Genomic DNA, 19,959 nt, shown 5'->3' on the forward strand with positions numbered 1-19,959 from the left:
CTTCAGACCAGGAGCTGGTGCTTGGCGAGGTCGCGGTACAGCGGCACCTCGGTGACGAGCTCGGAATGCGTGCCCGCGCCGACGACCCGGCCGTGATCCATCACGACGATGAGGTCGCTGTCGACGACGGTCGACAACCGGTGGGCGATCACGATCAGGGTGCGTCCCTCGGCGACGGCGTCGATCGCCTCCCGCATCCGCTGCTCGTTCAACCCGTCCAGCGATGAGGTCGATTCGTCCAGGAGCAGGATGGGGGGAGCCGCCAGCAGCGCGCGGGCGATCGCCAGGCGCTGACGCTCACCGCCGGAGAGCATCACACCGCCTTCACCCACCGGCGCGGCGAGGCCCTCGGGGGAACGGTCCAGCACCTCGCCGAGGTTCACCGCCCGCAGGACGGCCTCGCACGCCTCGTCGCTCGCATCTGGGGAGGCCAGACGCAGGTTGTCGCCGAGCGTGCCCGCGAGCGTCGGGGCATCCTGCTCCACGTAGCCCAGCTGCGCGCGCAGTTGCCCGCGGTCGAGGGTCCGGATGTCGCGACCGCCGAGCAGGATGGCACCCGCCGTCGGGTCGTAGAACCGCTCGATGAGGGCGAGGGTCGTGCTCTTGCCTGCGCCCGACGGGCCCACCAGGGCGACCCGCGAGCCTCGCGGCACGCGCAGCGAGACGCCGCGCAGCACGTCGCCGGCCTCGTCCGCGACGGCCTCCAGGGCCGACGTGTCCACGCGGGCCACCTCGAGAAGCGCACGCGCCTCCGCCTCCGTCTTGGCGCGCGCGGCGGCGACGGCCGCCGGATAACGGAAGTGCACATCGCGGAACTCCACCGCGATGTCGGCGGCGTCCGCATCCGTCGCCGGGATGGCGTGGGCGGCGATCTGCGCGTCGTCCTGCGTCTCGGTCGGCAGGTCGAGGACCTCCTGGATGCGGCCGAGCGCGCCCAGCGCCTGGCTGACGGATGTGATCGCGCCGAAGAAGGAGCCCAACGGCTGAACCAGGAAGAAGAGGAACATCACGAAGGTGACGAGGCTCGCGATCGTGATCGCGCCCGAGGCGACGCGGAAGCCGCCGACGCCCAGGACGACCAGAAGCGAGAGCTGGAGCGCGACACCCGCGACGGGCACCACGAGCGCCGAGGCCTTCGCAACGCGCACGCCGCTGCCGTACGCGCGCTCGGCGACGCCTTCGAGGCTCGCCTGCTCGCGGTCGCCGGCACCGGCGGCGCGCACGGTGCGGATCGACCCGACGGCCCGCTCCACGCCGGAGGCGAGCTCGCCCACCGTCTCCTGCTGCTCGCGGGTCGCGCGCCGGATGCGTCCGCTGAGCACGCCGACCACCGCGATCGAGGCGCCGATGACGACGAGGATGAGCAGGAGCAGCAGCGGGTCGATCAGAAGCATGGCGATGACCGCGCCGACGAAGATCAGCACGTTGCCCACCGAATCGGCGAGTCCCTGCGTGAGCACCGCGTAGAGCAGCGTGGTGTCGGTTCCGACCCGCGAGACGAGGTCGCCGGTGCGCCGGGCGTCGAACTCGCGGATCGGCAGGTGAAGGATGCGGGCGATCAGCCGGCGCCGGCTCGAGAAGACGACCGCGGTGCCGGTGCGCTGCAGCAGGTAGTGCTGATAGCCGGACACCAGCGAGGAGCCGACGACGAGCGCGACCAGCCCCCACACGAGCAGCCCGAGTCCCTCGTTCGCCTGCACGCGCGCGATCAGCTCGCCCACCAGCAGCGGCTGGCCGAGCGTCGTGACCGCGGCCACGATGCTCAGCACGGTGACCACCACGAGCACCCGTTTGTGCTCGAAGAGGAACGGGAGCAACTGGCGCAGGCTGGCGCGGGGTCCGTCGTCCTTCTTGGGGCGCGCGAATGGACTGCGACGGGCGGGAGCGGGGCTGGACATGGGCGACCTCGATCGGCGGGAGTTCCTCCCTCGACCGTACCTCCGCTCGCCAACCCTGGTCGCCGCCCCGGCACCCCGCATCCGTCCCCCTCCCGCACCCGCCGCCCGCGGGTAAGGAAAGCGGAGGGGAGAGGGACCCGGATGCGGCGGCTACAGCGAAGCGGTCTCTCCGAGACCGAGGTTCTCGTCGTAGTCGATGTCGCGTGTCTCCTTGGACAGGATCAGAGCGATCAGCGTCAGCACCGCCGACCCCGACAGGTACAGGCCCACGAGCCAGGGCTGACCACCGGCGGCGGTCCACAGCCCGAGCGCGATCGACGGTGCGACGGCCGCACCGAGGATCGAGGCGACGTTGTACGAGATCGCGGAGCCGGTGTAGCGCACGTTCGTCGGGAACAGCTCCGGCAGCAGCGCCCCCATCGGCCCGAAGGTGGCGCCCATGAGCATGAACCCGAACACGAGGAAGGCCTGCGTGAGCGCACCCGTGAACTTCGGGTCGGTCATGGGCAGCAGGAACAGGTTGAACGTGAGTCCGAACACGATGATGGCCGCCGTGATCCAGATGAGGAGCTTCCGGCGTCCGATGGCGTCGGCGACCGGTCCCGACAGGAGCGTGAAGATGCCGAAGAAGACGACGCCGATGATCTGCATGATCACGAAGTCGATGTACCCGAAGCCCTGACCCGCGACGTACACGCCGGCGTCGAACGCCGTGCCCGATGCCTGTGCGGCCGCCTGCGCCCCCGCGAGGGTCGGCTTGGTGCCGTAGGTCAGGGTGAAGTTCGTCATCAGATAGAACAGCACGTAGGTCGCGAGCATGATGAACGTGCCCAGGATGAGGGGACGCCAGTGGCCGCGGATGACCTCGCCGAGGGGGAACTTGCGCAGCGCGCCCTTCTTCTCCGCCTTCTGGAACGTGTCGGACTCGACCAGGCGCAGGCGCACCCAGAGGCCGATGATCACCATGACGGCCGAGAACAGGAACGGCACGCGCCATCCCCAGGCCAGGAACGCCTCGGAGCGCTGCGCGGTCCCGTCGGGATGAGGGAGTGCGAAGTTGATCGCGAGGAAGATGGTGTTCGCGATGATGAAGCCGACCGGCGCACCGAGCTGCGGAAAGGTGCCGTACCAGGCCCGCTTGCCCTTCGGAGCGTTCTCCGTCGCGACCAGCGCCGCCCCCGACCACTCGCCGCCGAGCGCGAAGCCCTGTGCCAGACGCAGCACGAGCAGCAGGAGTGCCGCCCACCATCCGACCACCTGGTAGGTGGGCAGGCATCCGATGAGGAAGGTCGCCACCCCCATCGTGAGCAGCGAGGCGACGAGCGTCGCCTTGCGGCCGAAGCGGTCGCCGAAGTGGCCGAAGACGAAAGCCCCGATCGGACGCGCGATCATCGCCGCGCCGAAGACGCCGAACGAGGCGAGCAGGGAGGTGGTGTCGTCTCCGGTCGGGAAGAAGAGGATCGGGAAGACGAGGACGGCCGCGGTCGCGTAGGCGTAGAAGTCGTAGAACTCGATGGTGGTTCCCACGAGGCTCGCGGTGATGACGCGGGCGCGGGAGTTCGCGGGAGCCGTTGCAGTGGCAGAAGACATGGGGGGAGGACAGACCTGTCGGAAGAGCGAGAGGCGTCCTCGTGGGAACGCGCCGGCGGCGAGTGCTCGGGCGGGGGTGGTGCACCGGGCGTCACATCGCTGGGTCACCGGGGCGTCGGCGGTGTGGCCGGCGCACAAACACTCAGTTTACGCCCAGGTTCGCGTCCCGGCGCCGTGGCGGGCCGGGACGCGAACCTCTCAGCGCCAGAGGACCGCGATGGCGGCGTTGGCGAGGGTGAGGATGCCGATCGGCCAGAAGATCGCCGCGGGCAGCGAGTCGGTGCGACGCTGACGGGCCGAGCCGATGCCCAGAAGCGCGGCGATGACCAGCAGCACGACGAGCTTGACGCCGATCTTGACGTAGTTCATGTCGTGATCGGTGCCCCACGGTGCGGCGAGGGCGAGGCCGGCGACCGCGGCGATCGTCATGCCCAGGCTCATGAGCCGGGTGATGCGGATGCGGCGGCTCGCGGCCTCCACGACCCATGCTCCGAAGAGGATGGCGAAGCCGACGAGGTGCACGAGGACGACGATATGACGCAGGATCTCCATGCCCGCCACCATACCTTATGTATTACTGAAGGTTGGTTCCCCGGTGCCGTTCAGCCGCGAAGTTCGCGCAGCGTGAGGGCCGTGCGCAGCGCCGCATCCGCCGCCTCCGCACCCTTGTCCTCCTTCGAGCCCGCGAGCCCCGCGCGATCGAGTCCCTGTTTCTCGTCGTCGAGCGTCAGCACCCCGAAGCCGACCGGCTTGCCGGTGTCGAGAGCGACGCGGGTCAGGCCGTCGGTCGCCGCGGAGGAGACGAACTCGAAGTGGGGCGTGCCGCCGCGGATGATGACACCGAGGGCGATGACCGCGTCCGCGCCGGACTCCAACGCCGCCTTGGCGACGACGGGGAGCTCGAAGGACCCCGCGACCCGCACGAGCGAGTAATCGGCGCCGGATGCGGCGAGCACCCGCTCCGCGCCGGCGATCAGTCCGTCGCTGATCGTCTCGTGCCAGGTGCCGGCGACGATGACGACACGAAGGCCGCGGGCGTCGATCTCGGTCTGCTGGGGGGCGCCGTGGCCGCTCATCGGTTCTCCTTCATCTGCGCGAGCGCTTCGGTGAGGTCCTCGTCCGCGATGATGTGTCCCATCCGGTCGCGCTTGGTGGCGAGGTACTGGTGGTTGTTGGGGCCGACGCCCACGAGCAGCGGAACCTGCTCGACGACGTCGAGGCCGAGGGCGCGAAGCTGCGTGACCTTGTCGGTGTTGTTGGTCAGCAGACGCACGCGCTCGACGCCGAGGTCGGCGAGGATGCCGGCGGCGGCGGCGTAGTCGCGCGCATCGGCGGGCAGGCCGAGCGCCAGGTTGGCATCGACCGTGTCGAGGCCCCGCTCCTGCAGGTTGTACGCGCGCAGCTTGTTGATGAGGCCGATGCCGCGGCCCTCGTGGCCGCGCATGTACACCACGACGCCGCCGTCCTTCTCGATGCGGTCGAGCGCCGCATCCAGTTGCGGGCCGCACTCGCACTTGAGCGAACCGAACGCCTCGCCGGTCAAGCACTCGGAGTGCACGCGCACGAGGGGCGCGTCGTCCAGCTCTCCCTTGACGACGGCCAGGTGATCGGTGCCCGTCACGCGGTCCTTGTAGGCGAGGAAGCGGAACTCGCCGTGCGAGGTGGGCACCGTCGCTTCGGCGCGCAGGCTCACGCGCCGACGGTGCGAGGCAGCGGCCGAGGGCTCCTCGCGCGGGTCCACCTCGTAGAGGTAGCCGACGAGCTGTTCGATCGTGATGACGGGGATGCCGTCCCGCTCGCCGAGGGCCATGAGGCCGGGAAGGCGCATCATGCTGCCGTCCTCGTCGACGATCTCCGCGATCGCGCCGACGGGCTCGAGTCCCGCCAGGCGCATGAGGTCGACAGCCGCCTCGGTGTGGCCGCCGCGCTCGCGCACGCCGCCGTCCACCGCGCGCAGCGGCAGGATGTGGCCCGGCCGGTTCACCGAGGAGGGTGCGGAGGCGGGATCCGCCAGCACGTTCAGCGTGTGCGCCCGGTCGGCGGCGCTGATGCCCGTCGTGACGCCGGATGCGGCGTCGACGCTCACGGTGTACGCGGTGCCGCGCGCATCCTGGTTCACCTCGACCATGGGGGGAAGATCCAGCCGGTCCGCCCACTCCGCGGGCATGGGCGCGCAGATGAAGCCGCTCGACCAGCGCACCGTCCACGCGATCCACTCGGGAGTCGCGAGCTGGGCGGAGAGGATCACGTCGCCTTCGTTCTCACGGTTCTCGTCATCGGCGACGATCACCGGGCGACCGGCGGCGAGGGCCTCCAGGGCCTCGGGAATGGAACTCAGACTCATCGCGAGCCACCTTCCGTTGCGGGGGCGAAGGCCAGCAGTCGCTGCACGTGGCGCGCGAGGATGTCGGTCTCCAGATTGACGATGTCGCCGGCGACACGCTCGCCGAGGGTGGTGGCGGCGAGGGTCTCGGGGATCAGAGACACCTCGAACCAGGCGTCCTCGGCCGACGGGTCGCTCGCGGCGCTGACCGTGAGGGAGACGCCGTCCAGGGCGATCGATCCCTTGTCGACCACGAGCGGGGCCAGGTCTCGGGGCAGCGAGACACGGATGACCCGCCACTCGGTGCCGGGGCGCACCTCCAGCACGCGGCCCGTACCGTCGACGTGACCCTGCACGATGTGGCCGCCCAGGCGTCCGCCGGCGGCCGTCGCGCGCTCGATGTTGACGGGCGTTCCCGCGGCGACACCGCCGATGGCGGTGACGTCGAGCGTCTGACGCATGACGTCGGCGGTGAACCAGTCCTCGCCCTGATCGACGACCGTGAGGCACACGCCCGAGACGGAGATCGAGTCGCCGTGCGCCGCATCCGATACCGCTCGAGGGGCAGTGACCGTCAGGCGCACGCCGTCGCCCGAGGGCTCCGTGTGCGTGACGGTGCCGATCTCTTCCACGATCCCGGTGAACATCAGTGGGCTCCTTCTCGATCGGAGGCGGATTCTTCTGCGGATGCGGCGGGCCGCGAGATGAGCAGCAGGTCGTCGCCGAGTCGGCGCGTCTCGATCAGCTGCAGGCGCCGCGCCTGTGAGATGTCGGCGACGCCGAGGTCGTCGAGCGCGACGCGGTCGCCGCCGAGCAGCACCGGGGCGACGTAGGTGAGCAGCTCGTCGACGAGGCCCTCGCGCAGCAGAGCGCTCTGCAGGTGCGGGCCGCCCTCCACGAACACCCGCTGGATACCGCGCTCGTGCAGGGTGCGCAGAGCCTCGTTCAGATCGCGCGTGCGCAGGTGCCAGGGCTCTTTCGGATGGCGGTGCACGACGGCGTCGGCGGGGATGTCGCGTTCGCCGACCACGACGGGTCGCGGCTGCGTCGGCCGCAGCTCGCCGTCGGGCGTGCGCGCGGTCAGCGCCGGGTCGTCCGCGAGGACGGTGCCGGTGCCGGCCATGATCGCATCGGCACCCGCGCGCCGACGATGCACGTCCTCGCGAGCCTCGGAGCCGGTGATCCACTGGCTGGAGCCGTCTGCTGCCGCCGCGCGGCCGTCGAGACTCTGCGCCCACTTCAGGGTGACGTGCGGCCGCCCCAGTCGCTGCGCTTGCGCCCACGAGGCGAGCAGTTCCTGCGCCTCGTCCGCGAGCACACCGGACTCGGTCTCGACGCCGGCTGCGCGCAAGCGCTCGGCGCCGCCGGATGCGGTCGGGGTGGGATCGCTCATCGCGTAGACGACCCGGGCGACACCCGCCTCGATGAGCGCGAGTGCGCAGGGGCCGGTGCGGCCGGTGTGGTTGCACGGCTCCAGGGTGACCACCGCGGTCGCGCCGCGCACAGCATCCGGGTCCGCCTGCGACAGCGCGTCGACCTCGGCGTGGGCCGTTCCGGCGCCGTGGTGCCAGCCCTCGGCGATCACATCGCCGTCCGGGGAGAGGAGCACGGCGCCCACTTGCGGGTTCACGCCGACGGGGCCTCGCCGGGCAAGCTCCAGCGCTCGCGCCATCGCGCGTTCCTCGGTCTCGCTCACCGGCATGTCTCGGGCCTCCTGATCGGCGGGCTCCGGGTAGCCGTCGCGGCGCTCGCGGACACGCCGCTGAGCGCTCGTGCGCCTCCCATCCGGACTCGCGACCTGCGTCGCATCACCGTCGGTCCCGGAGTTCCACCGGATCGGCGATCCCCTCCTCGCGGAGGATCACGCTCGCGGACTGTCACCGCCGGTTCGGATTCTCACCGACCCCGGAGCACGTTCTGCACTGAGTCTAGTCAACGCCGGATGGTCCGTTTCATTCCCGGACATGCACCGTCACGCCGCTCATTTCAGCAGACGCGACAGCCGCCGATCCGCCAGTACCTTGCCGCCGGTCTGGCACGTGGCGCAGTACTCGAGCGAGTTGTCGGCGAAGAACACCGACCGCACGATGTCGCCGCACACGGGGCACGCCTCGCCCTGCCGGCCATGCACCCGCATCCCACGCCGCTTCGCGTCTTTCAGCTCGGCCGGCGGTTTGCCGGATGCGGCCCCGACCGCATCGCGCAGGGTCTCGATCGTCGCGGTGTACAGGGTGTCGATCTCGGCGTCGTCGAGCGTGGCTGCCAACGCGTACGGCGAGAGCCGGGCGACGTGCAGGATCTCGTCGGAGTAGGCGTTGCCGATCCCGGCGATGATCGATTGATCCCGCAGAACCCCCTTGATCTGTGTGCGACGACCAGCCAGAAGCGCCGCCAGCGCGTCGCGCGTGAAGGCGGGCTCCAGCGGGTCCGGACCGAGCCGGGCGACGCCGGGGACATCAGCAGGGTCGCGCACCACCGACACGGCGAGCGACTTCTTCGTGCCGGCCTCGGTCAGATCGAACCCCGAGCCGTCGGCGAAGCCCACCCGCAGCGCGATGGGGGAGCGGCCCGGTTTGATCACCGTCGTCGGCAGGGCGTCGTGCCAGCGCAGCCAGCCCGCCTTCGCGAGGTGGAAGACGAGGTGCACTCCCGCATCCGTGGCGATGTCGACGAACTTGCCACGGCGGACGACCGATTCGACGTGGGCGCCCACGAGAACGTCGATGGGCGGGTCGTATGTCTTGAGTGCGGAGATCGCGCTGACGCGTGCCTGGCTGATCGCAAGGCCCGTCAGGCGCGCGCCGAGGAAGTCGACGAGTCCCTGGACCTCCGGCATCTCGGGCATGGCGACATCCTGCCACGCACCACCGACGGCGTCAGAGGGCTATCGGCCATTCCTGCGGCGTGCGATCATCGGTCGCCAACAGACTCGCGATCCAGCCGTCGCTGCGCTCGCCGTGGCCGTTGCGCAGGGCTCGGCGCAGAGTCCCCTCGAACCGGAAGCCCAGCGCCCGAGCCGCCCGAGCGGATGCCGTGTTGCCCACGGCGGCGCGCCACTCCAGTCGCTCGAGCGCGAGCGCGTCGGTCGAGAACCCCCAATCGATGACGGCCTCCGACGCCTCCCGCACGGTGCCGTGACCGCGCGCCTCGGCTGTCACCCAGAAGCCGAGCTCCGCCGATCCGGTCTCCTGCAGATGGTGCAGGCCGATCATCCCCGCCAGTGCGCCGTCGAGGCGGATGGCCCACGTGGCGTCCGAAAAGGCGTCCCAGCGTTCGGCTGTCTGCGCCACGAACTCGTCGGCGTACGCGCGCAGGTACGGCGAGGGGACGGTCGTGAAGTGCCCGATGGCAGGATCCTGGCACGCGTCGTAGATGGCCGCAGCGTCGGATGCTGTCGGCGCCGACAGCTCGAGCCGTGCGGTGCGAAGGACGACGGGCAGCATCCCGTCACGCTACCGTGCGCGTCAGACCCGTACGTCGCTTGTCGCGCGCGGTGCGAGACGCTGCAACTGAGTCACGTGAGCCGGTGTCAGCTCGGCGAGCTCGCTCACCTGGAGCAGCTTCATCGTGCGCTCGACCTGCTCGGCGAGGATGGCGATCGCCCGGTCGACGCCCGCCCGCCCGCCGGCCATGAGGCCGTAGAGGTACGCGCGGCCGATGAGGGTGAACTTCGCCCCCATCGCGATCGAGGCGACGATGTCGGCGCCGTCCATGATGCCCGTGTCGATCGCGATCTCGGTGTCCCGTCCGACCTCGCGCACGACGTCAGGCAGCAGATGGAAGGGAATCGGGGCGCGGTCGAGCTGGCGCCCGCCGTGGTTGGACAGAACGAGACCGTCGACGCCCAGATCGACGAGTTTGCGCGCATCCGGGACGTTCTGCACGCCCTTGATGACGATCTTCCCGGGCCAGAGCGAACGGATGATGTCGAGGTCCTCGAAGGAGATGGAAGGGTCCATCGCGTTGTTGAGCAGTTCGCCGACGGTGCCGCCCGTCGTGGTCAGCGACGCGAACTCGAGCTTCGGCGTGGTGAGGAAGTCGAACCACCACCAGGGGCGGGGGATCGCGTTGACGATCGTGCCGATGCTCAGCTGCGGCGGGATGGAGAACCCGTTGCGCTTGTCGCGCAGACGCGCACCCGCGACGGGGGTGTCGACGGTGAAGAACAGGGTGTCGAAGCCCGCCTTGGCCGCTCGTTCGACGAGGCCATAGGAGATGTCCCGGTCGCGCATGACGTACAGCTGGAACCAGTTGCGGCCGTTCGGGTTGGTGGCCTTCACATTCTCGATCGATGTCGTCCCGAGCGTCGAGAGGGTGAAGGGGATGCCGGCGGCACCGGCGGCAGCGGCGCCGGCGTATTCGCCCTCGGTCTGCATGAGGCGCGTGAAGCCGGTCGGTGCGATGCCGAACGGGAGCGCGGAGGGACCGCCGAAGATCATCGTGCTGGTGTCGACCCGCGACACGTCGCGCAGGATCGAGGGGTGGAACTCGATGTCGCGGAACGCCTGGCGAGCCCGCTGCAGCGAGATCTCGGCATCCGCCGCACCGTCGGTGTAGTCGAAGGCGGCCTTCGGGGTGCGGCGCTTCGCGATGCGGCGCAGGTCGTCGATCGTGAGCGCTGCGGAGAGGCGGCGACGCTTGGCGTTCAGATCCGGTGTCTTGAACTGCATGAGCTCGAGCAGTTCGCGCGGATCGGGGAGCTGTCGGCTGACGGGACTCATGATCGTCCTTCGAGGTGGGAGTACGCGGCGCAGAGGGCGTATCGATTGGTCTGACCTCTGCGGTACAGTAGACCCCGGCCTCGGCGACGTCAACCCGCCGGGTGCGTTCGGCTCGAAGGCGAGAGGATACTCCGGTGACAGATCAGCGCACCCCGGAATGGGCACCCGTGCAGCGCAGTCGCGCGCACGAACTCGTCATCCAGGCGATCGAGGACCAGATCATGGCGGGGTCGCTGCAGGTCGATGACCCGCTCCCCTCGGAGCGCGAGCTCGCCGCACGTCTGGGCGTGAGCCGCGCGGGCGTCCGCGAGGCCGTGCGCGTCCTCGAGGGGCAGGGCGTGCTGCGCGCCCAGGTCGGTGCGGGCGCAGACGCGGGCACGTTCGTGGCTGCGCTGCCGGACGCCGCGCTCACCCGCTTCCTTCGGCTGCACGCCGCTCTCGCGAACTACCCCTATCCCGACGTCATCGAGGCGCGCATCGTGCTCGAACGATCGAGCGCCGAACTCGCCGCGCGAAACGCGGATGCCGAGGCCATCGCCGCGATCCGCACGGCGCTCGACGCGGGCGCCGTCGCCGGGCTCGGCCCTGCGGAGTACAACGACACCGACACGGCCTTCCACGTTGCGATCGCGCAGGCCGGCGGTAACAGGCTCGTCGCCTCGATGACCGTGGCGATCCGGGAGTCGCTGAGCAGTCGCATCCTCGATGCCCTTCGCGATTACCGGGACTGGGAGGGACTGGCCGCGATCCTGCACGCCCAGCACGTGGAGCTGCTCGACGCCATCGAGCGGCACGACGGTGCGGCCGCCGCCGACCTTGCAGAGCGCCACATCCGCTTCGCCGTCGACGCCCTCGCCGGAGGCTGATCCCGCGGGCGGCCGACCCCTGCCACGCCTACCGGCCCGGTCGGGCACACATCGCTCGCGGCGCCGGATCGCGACCCGAACTCCTGCACATCGGGCGTCGGCTCCTCCCGCCGGCCCCGCGCGGAGGGTTTTGCAGGAGCTCGGGCCGAGCGGGCTCTGTCGGCGCAGGCTCGGTGCCGCCGTCCCTTCCGCCTCACTGCTGCGTACCGAACTCCTGCACATCGGGCGTCGGCTGCTCCCGCCGGCCCCGCGCGGAGGGTTTTGCAGGAGTTCGGGCCGAGCGGGCTCTGTCATCGAGACCTCTCCGCGCGGGGAGAGTCCTCCACCGGCCGAGGTTCACGGCGAGTTCCTCGCACCACGGGCGCTCGTCGACGAATCGTCGGCGCGTGCGGTGAGGCTGTCGACATGCTGTTGTCGTCGCCGTCGTACCTGCGCACGGCCGAGCTGCGGGTGCGTGGCTACACCCGTGCGACCATTCGGCATGCGCTCGACTGTGGCGACCTCATCCGGGTGCGACGGGGTCGCTACGTCTGGGGCGGTCTGCATGAGTCGCACCTCGTCGCTGCCCGCTGGGGAGGCCGTCTCGACTGCGTGTCACTGCTCCGCGCTCTGGGTGTTTTCACCCTGTCTCCTGATGAAACCCACTTGCAGTTCGACCGTACGGACTCGCGCCTGCCGCGCCGTCACCGCGGTATCCGGGCGCATTGGCGTGCGTCCACGTGCGCCCGCGGGGATCTCCAAGCCGATCTGGTGGAGGCGCTCGCCCAGGCATGCCGCTGTCAGTCGCCCCGGGTCGCCGTCGCGAGTCTCGACAGCGCGTTGCACCTGGGCCTGATCGACGCGGTCGATCTCGACGCCGTTTTCGACCGACTTCCCCGGAGCTACCGATCACTGCGCAAGCTCATCGACGCGCGTGCCGAAGCGGGCTCAGAGACGCTCGTGCGGTTGATGCTGCGGAGTTTGGGATACCGTCCTGCGCTGCAGGTCAGCCTTCCGGGCGTGGGGAGGGTGGATCTGCTCGTCGACGGTTGGCTCATCGTGGAGTGTGACAGCCGCGCGTTCCACGGCGACCTCTCGCAACAGATCCGAGACCGGCGCCGCGACCTCGCTGCGGCCGAGTTGGGTTACGTGACGATCCGCATCCTGGCGGAGGACATCTTCCACCGTCCGGATGCGGTGCGCGCCGCTCTCCGCGCGGTACTCGCTCGTCGGCGGGGCGGGGGCCGCAGCAGAGCGAGCGACTGAACGCCGTCACTGGTGGTGCGGCGGATGCGGGTGACTGTGTCGTCGCCCGCATCCACCGCTCGACGGCGTGAGGTGCCCGAACTCCTGCAATCCGTCGCATTCGCCGGTCGGGCCCGCGCCCGCGGCGCGGTTCTGCAGGAGTTCGGACCGGATGCGGCGATAACGGCGCTGCGCATGTGACGACGAGCGCGTGCCCGCTCCGGTTGCCCGGGGCTTGCCGCCGTCGGCCCGAACTCCTGCAATCCGTCGCTCTCGATGGTTCAGCCGCGCCCTGGGGGCGGTTCTGCAGGAGTTCGGGCCAGCGGACGACACAGCCGCCCGGGCGGGGCGGCAGGGGTCAGCTGCGGCGGAGGAGGCCGATGCGGTCGTAGACGTCGCCGAGGGTCTGCTCAGCGACGGCCGAGGCCTTCTGCGCGTTGACGGCCAGGGCGCGGTCGAGTTCGGCGGGGTCGTCGAGCATGGCCAGGGCGCGCTCGCGCACCGGGCCGAACTCCGACACGACGACCTCGGCCAGTGCCTTCTTGAAGTCGCCGTAGCCGCGGCCCGCGAACTCGTCCTCGATCGAGGGGATCTGCCGGCCCGTGAGAGCGGCGAAGATCACGAGCAGGTTCGACACGCCGGGCTTGGTCTCGCGGTCGTAGCGCACCACGCCCTCGGAGTCGGTCACCGCACGCATGATCTTCTTCGCGCTGACCGCCGGGTCATCGAGCAGCCACAGCACACCCGCATCGGACTCCGCGGACTTCGACATCTTCGACGTCGGGTTCTGCAGATCGTAGATGCGCGCCGTGTCCTGCTGGATGACGGGGGTCGGGACCGTGAAGGTCTCGCCGTAGCGCGCGTTGAAGCGCTCGGCCAGGTCGCGGGTCAGCTCGACGTGCTGCTTCTGGTCGTCGCCGACGGGCACCACGTTGGTCTGATACAGCAGGATGTCGGCGGCCATCAGCACCGGGTAGGTGAAAAGGCCCACGTTGGTCGCGTCGCTGCCGTACCGCTGCGACTTGTCCTTGAACTGCGTCATGCGCCCCGCCTCACCGAAGCCGGTGATGGTCGACAGGACCCATGCCAGCTCGGCGTGCGCGGGAACGTGCGACTGCACGTACAGCGCCGACTTCGACGGCTCGATACCGGCCGCGATGTACTGGGCGGCGGTGCGCCGCGTCTTCGCACGGAGCTCTGCCGGGTCGTTCGGCTGCGTGAGCGCGTGCAGGTCGACGACGGAGAAGAAGGCGTCGTACGACTCCTGCAGGTCGCGCCACTGCAGCAGGGCCCCGATGTAGTTGCCGATCTGGAGGGAGTCGGCCGAAGGCTGCATTCCGGAGTACAGGCGCGCTTTGCTCACCCGTCGATTCTACGGACCCGGATGCGGTGCGCCGTCGCCTCTCAGACGCCCAGACGGTAGTCGGCCACCACGGGCGCGTGGTCGCTCCACCGTTCGGCATAGGACGCGGCCCGCGCGACCCGGTAGTCGGCGACGCGCGTCGCGAGGGTGGGAGTGGCCATGTGGTAGTCGATGCGCCAGCCCGTGTCGTTGTCGAACGCCTGTCCGCGGTTGGACCACCACGTGTACGGCCCGTCGACCTCACCGGCGAAACGGCGCCCCACATCCACCCAGCCGAGCCCGACGCCTTCGACTCCGTCGACGCCCGTCACGAGGGCCCCGGCGTCGCCGAAGAATCGGTCGAAGTACGAGCGCTCGCGGGGGAGGAATCCCGCCTTCTTCTGATTGCCGCGCCAGTTCTTGATGTCGAGCGGGCGGTGCCCGACGTTGAGATCGCCGGTCACGAGCGCCAGCGCATCGTTCTGCGCCAACTCGCCGAGACGGACGCTCATCGCGTCGAGGAATCCGTACTTCGCGTCCTGGCGGGGCGTTCCGTCTTCGCCGGAGTGCACGTAGGCGCTGACCACCGTGAGCTGCTCGCCGTCGACCTCGACGTCGGCCTCGATCCATCGGCCGCGCGAGTCGACGCCCTCGTCACCGAGCTCGATGCGGGATGCGGTGATCGGGATGCGGCTGGCCACCGCCACCCCGGAGCGCCCCTTGCTCAGCGACTCGTCGTGCACGAGCTCCCAGCCCGGCAGCGCGCTCTCGAGGTGGGTGAGCTCGGCGCGCACCTCCTGGAGCGTCAGGACATCGACCCCCGCGCTGTCGAGCCAGCCGGCCATGCCGTTTCTGACCGCGGCGCGGATTCCATTGACGTTGACAGAGGCGATGCGGAGGGTTCGTGACACGCCTTTCAGCGTATCCGGCACCACCGACATGCGACCGGTCTGCGCAGCCAGACCGCCCCGCGAACCTGCTCGAGGTGATGTGTGTGGCGACGTCGGCCACACGCCGGTCAGTCGAGCAGGTCGCGCAGGCGGGCGGGGGTGTCGGTCTCGTCGCGGCCGAGCGCCGCCACATCCCGTCGGGCCTGTTTCACGGCACGCGTCAGACGCGGCCTGCGCCACCACGGTGCCGAGGCGAGGGCCTTCCTCGCCTCGCGCAGACGCACGTGGGCGGCGATGCGCAGCGCGCGCCGTTCGAGCCGTTCCCGCTCGGCGTCGCTGAGCTCGACCAGCGGCAGGTCGCGGTCGGAGGTGGAGACCGCGATCCACGCCGCAGCCACGAGGATCACGATGCCGGTGATGCGGAACCACAGGAGGAAACCGATGAAGATGGCGAAGGTCGCGATGAGCGGGTTGCTCGGAGTGTAGCGCAGCAGGAGCCCCGCACCCACCTGCAGCAGGGCGAGTGCCGCGCCGCCGAGGATCGATCCGGGCCAGATCCGCCGCCAGCGCAGCGACGTGCCGGTGAGGAAACGGAAGAGCAGGGCGAGCGCGACGGCGTTGACGAGGAACGCGACCACGAGGCTGAGCGCCCGCGCGAGGATCGTCGACCACGAAGAGTCCGGCTGCCACTGGAGGATGCTCGCCAGCAGATCCAGTGCCCACGTCGTGATCTGCACGAGCACCCAGCCGGCCAGCAGCGCGATGCCGAACAGTGCAGCGGCCAGGAGATCGCGGGCCTTCAGCATCAGGTAGCTGCGGGAGTCGAAGGGCAGGCCGAACGTGTCGCGCACCGCGCGGCGGGTGTAGGTGATGAACCCGATGGCCGTCCAGATGACCACCACGAGTGCAATGGCTCCGGTCACCGGCAGCAGGCCGCCGCTGCTCTGCGAGGCGACGGCCTCGACCTGGCTCGGCTTGACGAGACCGTTCTCGCTGATGAGGGCGGGGATGTAGCTGTTGACGATGTCGATCAGCTGGTGCACGGCCGTGTCGTCGCCGCCCAACCAGAGCCCGACCGCGGCGGCAGCGAGATAGATGCCGGCGAAGATCGCGAACAACGACTGGTAGCTGACGCCCGCGGCCAGCAGGAACCCGTTGTGCTGAAGGAAGTGCCGCCAGACGCGGATGGGGAACCAGGCGAGGGTGCGACGGGTCAGCGCCGTGGCCTTCTCGATCGGCTCATCGAGACGTTCGCGCAGGTTCGCCTGCGCCGAATCCCACCGCTCCCGCAGGGAGCTCTCGTCTTGGGGCAGCACGAATCGCACGTCGGCGTCGTTCTCCGCAGCTCGCCTCACGCCCTCACCCTAGCGAGATCGGGGAGTGGGACTTCGCATCCGCTCAGCCGCGCAGGACCGCCTGCTTGACCTCGGCGATCGCCTTGGTCACCTGGATGCCGCGCGGGCACGCCTCGGTGCAGTTGAAGGTGGTGCGGCAGCGCCACACGCCCTCCTTGTCGTTGAGGATGTCCAGACGCACGTCGCCGGCGTCGTCGCGCGAGTCGAAGATGAAACGGTGCGCGTTCACGATCGCGGCGGGGCCGAAGTACTGGCCGTCGGTCCAGAACACGGGGCACGAGGAGGTGCACGCCGCGCAGAGGATGCACTTCGTGGTGTCGTCGAAGCGCTCGCGGTCGACGATCGACTGCACGCGCTCCTTGCCCTTCTCGGGCGTGGAGTTCGCGATGAGGAACGGCTGCACTTCGCGGTAGGACGCGAAGAAGGGCTCCATGTCGACGATGAGGTCCTTCTCCAGCGGCAGACCCTTGATCGCCTCGACGTAGATCGGCTTCGAGATGTCGAGGTCCTTGATCAGCGTCTTGCAGGCGAGGCGGTTGCGGCCGTTGATGCGCATGGCGTCCGAGCCGCAGATGCCGTGGGCACACGAGCGGCGGAAAGCGAGCGAACCGTCGACCTCCCACTTGATCTTGTGCAGGGCGTCGAGCACGCGGTCAGTGGAGTACACCTCGACGTCGTAATCGACCCAGCGCGGCTCCTCGTCCAGCTCCGGGTTGAACCGGCGCACGATGAAGGTGACCAGGAACGCCTGGATGCCGGAGTCGTTGGTCTCCTGCACCTCGGGGGCCTCGGTGGTGGTCTCGGCGATGGCGGTGGCGGCCATGCTCAGTACTTCCTCTCCAGCGGCGGGTAGCGCAGTTCCCCGGCCTCGTTCTTGGTGAAGACGACCGGCTTCCAGTCGAGACGGATGTGGTCCTCCGGGTGGGAGGAGTGCGCATCGCCCGACAGGTAGGACATCGTGTGCTTCATGTAGTTCTCGTCGTCGCGCGTCGGGTAGTCGTCGCGCATGTGGCCGCCGCGGCTCTCCTTGCGGTTGCGCGCGGCGACGGCGACGACCTCGGCGATGTCGAGGAGGAAGCCGAGTTCGACGGCTTCGAGCAGATCGGTGTTGTACCGCTTGCCCTTGTCGTCGACGTGGATGTTCTTGTACCGCTCGCGCAGCTCGGCGATGACGAGCATGACCTCGCCGAGGGACTGGTCGGTGCGGAACACCTGGGCCTTGCGGTCCATCTCGTCCTGCAGCGTCTTGCGCAGCACGGCGATGCGCTCGGTGCCGGGGTTGTTGCGCAGACCCTCGATCATCTCGCGCACCTCGCGGGCCGGGTCGTCGGGCAGCGGCACGAACTCCGCGCCGCTCTGGACGTACTTCACCGCGTTGCGCCCGGCGCGCTTGCCGAACACGTTGATGTCGAGCAGGGAGTTGGTGCCGAGGCGGTTGGAGCCGTGCACCGAGACGCACGCGCACTCGCCCGCGGCATAGAGGCCGGGAACGACGGTGTCGTTGTCGCTGAGCACCTCGGCCTCGATGTTGGTCGGGATGCCGCCCATCGCGTAGTGCGCCGTCGGCATCACCGGCACGGGCTCGACCACAGGGTCGACACCGAGGTAGGTGCGGGCGAACTCGGTGATGTCGGGGAGCTTGGTCTCGAGCACCTCGGCGCCCAGGTGGGTGCAGTCCAGGAGCACGTAGTCCTTGTGAGGCCCGGCGCCGCGGCCCTCCTCGACCTCCTGCACCATGCACCGGCTGACGATGTCGCGCGGCGCGAGGTCTTTGATGGTCGGCGCGTAGCGCTCCATGAAGCGCTCGCCCGAGGCGTTGCGCAGGATGGCGCCCTCACCTCGTGCTCCCTCGGTGAGAAGGATGCCGAGACCGGCGAGGCCAGTCGGATGGAACTGGAAGAACTCCATGTCCTCGAGCGGGAGCCCCTTGCGCCAGACGATGCCGACGCCGTCACCGGTGAGCGTGTGCGCGTTGGAGGTGGTCTTGAAGATCTTGCCGAAGCCGCCGGTGGCGAACACCACCGCCTTCGACTGGAAGACGTGCAGATCGCCGGTGGCCAGCTCGTACGCGACGACGCCGGCGACCTTGGTGGTGCCGCCGTCTTCGACCGTGACCAGATCGAGCACGTAGAACTCGTTGAAGAAGTTGATCCCGAGCTTGACGCAGTTCTGGAACAGCGTCTGCAGGATCATGTGGCCGGTGCGGTCGGCGGCGTAGCACGCGCGGCGGACCGGGCTCTTACCGTGATCGGCGGTGTGGCCCCCGAATCGACGCTGGTCGATCTTGCCGTCGGGGGTGCGGTTGAACGGCAGGCCCATGTTCTCGAGGTCGATGACCGCGTCGATGGCCTCCTTGGCGAGGATCTCCGCCGCATCCTGGTCGACGAGGTAGTCGCCGCCCTTGATCGTGTCGAAGGTGTGCCACTCCCACGAGTCCTCTTCGACGTTGGCCAGAGCCGCGGCCATACCGCCCTGCGCGGCGCCCGTGTGCGAGCGGGTCGGGTAGAGCTTGGAGATGACGGCGGTCTTCGCGCCGGGGCCGGCCTCGATCGCCGCACGCATCCCGGCGCCGCCGGCGCCGACGATCACGATGTCGAACTGGTGGTAATAGACACCGTCCTTGACGACGGTGTCCGCGGTGGAGTGAGTGCTCACAGGTGGGATTCCTCTTGTCTGTTCTGATCCGTGGGATGCGGCGTGCCTACTGGCACACCTCCCACATCACGCTGTCGCTGGTCACGCCGAGGCAGGGGTCGAAGGTGAAGACGACGAGCGTGCCGAGCAGGATCAGGAAGCCCGACACGATCCAGATCGCCCAGACGAGAACGCGCCGGGTGGTGGCGTGGGTGACGTAGTCGTTGACGATCGTGCGCATGCCGTTGCCGCCGTGGATGAGGGCGAGCCAGAGCATCGCCACATCCCACCACTGCCAGAACGGCGAGGAGAGCTTGCCGGCCACGAAAGCGAAGTCGATCTGGTGGATGCCGTCGCCCGTCATGAGGTTGACGAAGAGGTGTCCGAAGATCAGCACCACGAGCACCAGGCCCGAGGCGCGCATGTACACCCAGCCCCACTTCTCGAGGTTGGGGCCCTTGCGCCGCGGGGCGGAGAAAGGGCTGCGGGGATCGGCGATCGTCGCGCTCATCAGTGACCGCCTCCCGTCGCGGCGAAGACGTTCATGAGATGGCGGGGGGCGAAGCCCAGCATCGTGACGGCCCACAGGCCCAGCACGACCCACCAGAGCTGACGCTGGTAGCGCGCCCCCTTCGACCAGAAGTCGACGACGATGATGCGCAGACCGTTATAGGCGTGATAGGCGATCGCAGCCACGAGGACGACCTCGCCGATGCCCATCACGGGGTTCTTGTATGTGCCGATGACCGCGTCGTACGCCTCGGGGGAGACGCGGATGAGGGCGGTGTCGAGCACGTGCACGAGCAGGAAGAAGAAGATCGACACACCCGTGATGCGGTGCAGCACCCAGGACCACATGCCCTCGTTGCCGCGGTACAGCGTTCCTCGCGGCGTCTTGGACGTCGTCTGAGCGAGCGATGGTGTGACGCGTGCCGGTGCAGCCACGGTCGTCCTCCCTGATCGAACACGGTGGGGCAGGCGTTGCCCTTCGGGGTTTTTGCTGGTCCCCTGCGTCACGCGGGCGCTGCCGACAGTGTATTCGCCGCAGCACAACGGCGCCCTTTAGGCGAACCTAACAATCTCGACGTCGAGATAAATCAGCACGCGGCGCTCGTC

Annotated in this window: 20 protein-coding genes and 1 riboswitch; of the genes, 3 read left to right on the forward strand and 17 right to left on the reverse strand. The window is 69.4% G+C overall.

The features are described 5' to 3' along the window. Positions 1-2 precede the first annotated feature (2 nt). The 10 genes from EHF32_RS00525 to EHF32_RS00570 all read right to left on the reverse strand — a co-directional run bounded on the left by EHF32_RS00525 (position 3) and on the right by EHF32_RS00570 (position 10,532). Complete coding sequence (locus EHF32_RS00525; protein WP_137416304.1) at positions 3-1,898, reverse strand: ABC transporter ATP-binding protein; 1,896 nt, start codon at positions 1,896-1,898, stop codon at positions 3-5. A 150-nt stretch (positions 1,899-2,048) separates the two neighbouring features. Further along, entirely contained in the window at positions 2,049-3,488 is a 1,440-nt protein-coding gene (locus EHF32_RS00530; protein ID WP_137416305.1) for an MFS transporter, read from the reverse strand. A gap of 198 nt (positions 3,489-3,686) precedes the next feature. Then, positions 3,687-4,040 carry a Fe-S protein gene (locus EHF32_RS00535; RefSeq protein WP_137416306.1) on the reverse strand — a complete coding sequence of 118 codons (354 nt, stop codon included), beginning with the start codon at positions 4,038-4,040 and terminating at the stop codon, positions 3,687-3,689. 50 nt (positions 4,041-4,090) lie between these two features. Then, positions 4,091-4,564 (reverse strand): 6,7-dimethyl-8-ribityllumazine synthase, encoded by a 474-nt coding sequence (ribH, locus tag EHF32_RS00540; RefSeq protein ID WP_137416307.1) that lies wholly within the window; start codon positions 4,562-4,564, stop codon positions 4,091-4,093. Beyond that, on the reverse strand, positions 4,561-5,832 hold the full coding sequence (gene ribA, locus EHF32_RS00545; protein ID WP_137416308.1) for a GTP cyclohydrolase II: 1,272 nt from the start codon (positions 5,830-5,832) through the stop codon (positions 4,561-4,563). The genes ribH and ribA overlap by 4 nt, the downstream gene beginning before the upstream one ends. Then, positions 5,829-6,458, reverse strand: coding sequence for a riboflavin synthase (locus EHF32_RS00550; RefSeq protein ID WP_137416309.1), 630 nt, complete (start codon positions 6,456-6,458; stop codon positions 5,829-5,831). The genes ribA and EHF32_RS00550 overlap by 4 nt, the downstream gene beginning before the upstream one ends. Continuing rightward, positions 6,458-7,513: a bifunctional diaminohydroxyphosphoribosylaminopyrimidine deaminase/5-amino-6-(5-phosphoribosylamino)uracil reductase RibD gene (gene ribD, locus EHF32_RS00555; protein ID WP_137416310.1), complete on the reverse strand. Its 1,056-nt coding sequence runs from the start codon at positions 7,511-7,513 to the stop codon at positions 6,458-6,460. The genes EHF32_RS00550 and ribD overlap by 1 nt, the downstream gene beginning before the upstream one ends. Positions 7,514-7,580: 67 nt before the next feature. After that, a riboswitch (FMN riboswitch) is annotated at positions 7,581-7,728 on the reverse strand. 64 nt (positions 7,729-7,792) lie between these two features. Beyond that, a complete protein-coding gene (locus tag EHF32_RS00560) occupies positions 7,793-8,656 on the reverse strand; it encodes an Fpg/Nei family DNA glycosylase (protein WP_137416311.1) in 864 nt (287 codons plus the stop codon). A 31-nt stretch (positions 8,657-8,687) separates the two neighbouring features. Further along, positions 8,688-9,254 (reverse strand): GNAT family N-acetyltransferase, encoded by a 567-nt coding sequence (locus EHF32_RS00565; RefSeq protein WP_137416312.1) that lies wholly within the window; start codon positions 9,252-9,254, stop codon positions 8,688-8,690. Between the two features lie 21 nt (positions 9,255-9,275). Further along, a complete protein-coding gene (locus EHF32_RS00570) occupies positions 9,276-10,532 on the reverse strand; it encodes an alpha-hydroxy acid oxidase (protein ID WP_137416313.1) in 1,257 nt (418 codons plus the stop codon). Between the two features lie 134 nt (positions 10,533-10,666). Between EHF32_RS00570 and EHF32_RS00575 the strand changes: the two genes are divergently transcribed. The 3 genes from EHF32_RS00575 (at position 10,667) to EHF32_RS15695 (ending at position 12,823) form a co-directional block, all read left to right on the forward strand. After that, positions 10,667-11,398, forward strand: a complete 732-nt coding sequence (locus EHF32_RS00575; RefSeq protein WP_238343752.1) for a FadR/GntR family transcriptional regulator — start codon at positions 10,667-10,669, stop codon at positions 11,396-11,398. Positions 11,399-11,803: 405 nt separating this feature from the next. Beyond that, complete coding sequence (locus EHF32_RS00580; protein ID WP_137416314.1) at positions 11,804-12,643, forward strand: type IV toxin-antitoxin system AbiEi family antitoxin domain-containing protein; 840 nt, start codon at positions 11,804-11,806, stop codon at positions 12,641-12,643. A gap of 30 nt (positions 12,644-12,673) precedes the next feature. Continuing rightward, a complete protein-coding gene (locus EHF32_RS15695; protein ID WP_161594040.1) occupies positions 12,674-12,823 on the forward strand; it encodes a hypothetical protein in 150 nt (49 codons plus the stop codon). A 157-nt stretch (positions 12,824-12,980) separates the two neighbouring features. On the opposite strand, the gene trpS is transcribed toward EHF32_RS15695, so the two are convergent. The 7 genes from trpS to sdhC all read right to left on the reverse strand — a co-directional run bounded on the left by trpS (position 12,981) and on the right by sdhC (position 19,788). Then, positions 12,981-13,958, reverse strand: a complete 978-nt coding sequence (gene trpS / locus EHF32_RS00585) for a tryptophan--tRNA ligase (protein ID WP_238343861.1) — start codon at positions 13,956-13,958, stop codon at positions 12,981-12,983. 68 nt (positions 13,959-14,026) lie between these two features. Further along, the gene (locus EHF32_RS00590) at positions 14,027-14,875 is read right to left on the reverse strand and encodes an exodeoxyribonuclease III (protein WP_238343753.1); all 849 of its coding nucleotides are present in this window, start codon (positions 14,873-14,875) and stop codon (positions 14,027-14,029) included. 107 nt (positions 14,876-14,982) lie between these two features. Beyond that, positions 14,983-16,209: a YihY/virulence factor BrkB family protein gene (locus EHF32_RS00595; RefSeq protein WP_238343754.1), complete on the reverse strand. Its 1,227-nt coding sequence runs from the start codon at positions 16,207-16,209 to the stop codon at positions 14,983-14,985. A gap of 43 nt (positions 16,210-16,252) precedes the next feature. Further along, positions 16,253-17,032, reverse strand: a complete 780-nt coding sequence (locus EHF32_RS00600; RefSeq protein ID WP_137416317.1) for a succinate dehydrogenase iron-sulfur subunit — start codon at positions 17,030-17,032, stop codon at positions 16,253-16,255. A 2-nt stretch (positions 17,033-17,034) separates the two neighbouring features. Then, the gene (sdhA, locus tag EHF32_RS00605; RefSeq protein ID WP_137416318.1) at positions 17,035-18,864 is read right to left on the reverse strand and encodes a succinate dehydrogenase flavoprotein subunit; all 1,830 of its coding nucleotides are present in this window, start codon (positions 18,862-18,864) and stop codon (positions 17,035-17,037) included. A gap of 46 nt (positions 18,865-18,910) precedes the next feature. Further along, positions 18,911-19,354 (reverse strand): succinate dehydrogenase hydrophobic membrane anchor subunit, encoded by a 444-nt coding sequence (locus EHF32_RS00610; protein WP_192900664.1) that lies wholly within the window; start codon positions 19,352-19,354, stop codon positions 18,911-18,913. Next, a complete protein-coding gene (gene sdhC, locus EHF32_RS00615) occupies positions 19,354-19,788 on the reverse strand; it encodes a succinate dehydrogenase, cytochrome b556 subunit (RefSeq protein WP_137416319.1) in 435 nt (144 codons plus the stop codon). The genes EHF32_RS00610 and sdhC overlap by 1 nt, the downstream gene beginning before the upstream one ends. Between the last annotated feature and the right edge of the window lie 171 nt (positions 19,789-19,959).

Source organism: Microbacterium sp. RG1, from assembly GCF_005347485.1.
In the GTDB taxonomy this organism is placed as follows: domain Bacteria; phylum Actinomycetota; class Actinomycetes; order Actinomycetales; family Microbacteriaceae; genus Microbacterium; species Microbacterium binotii_A.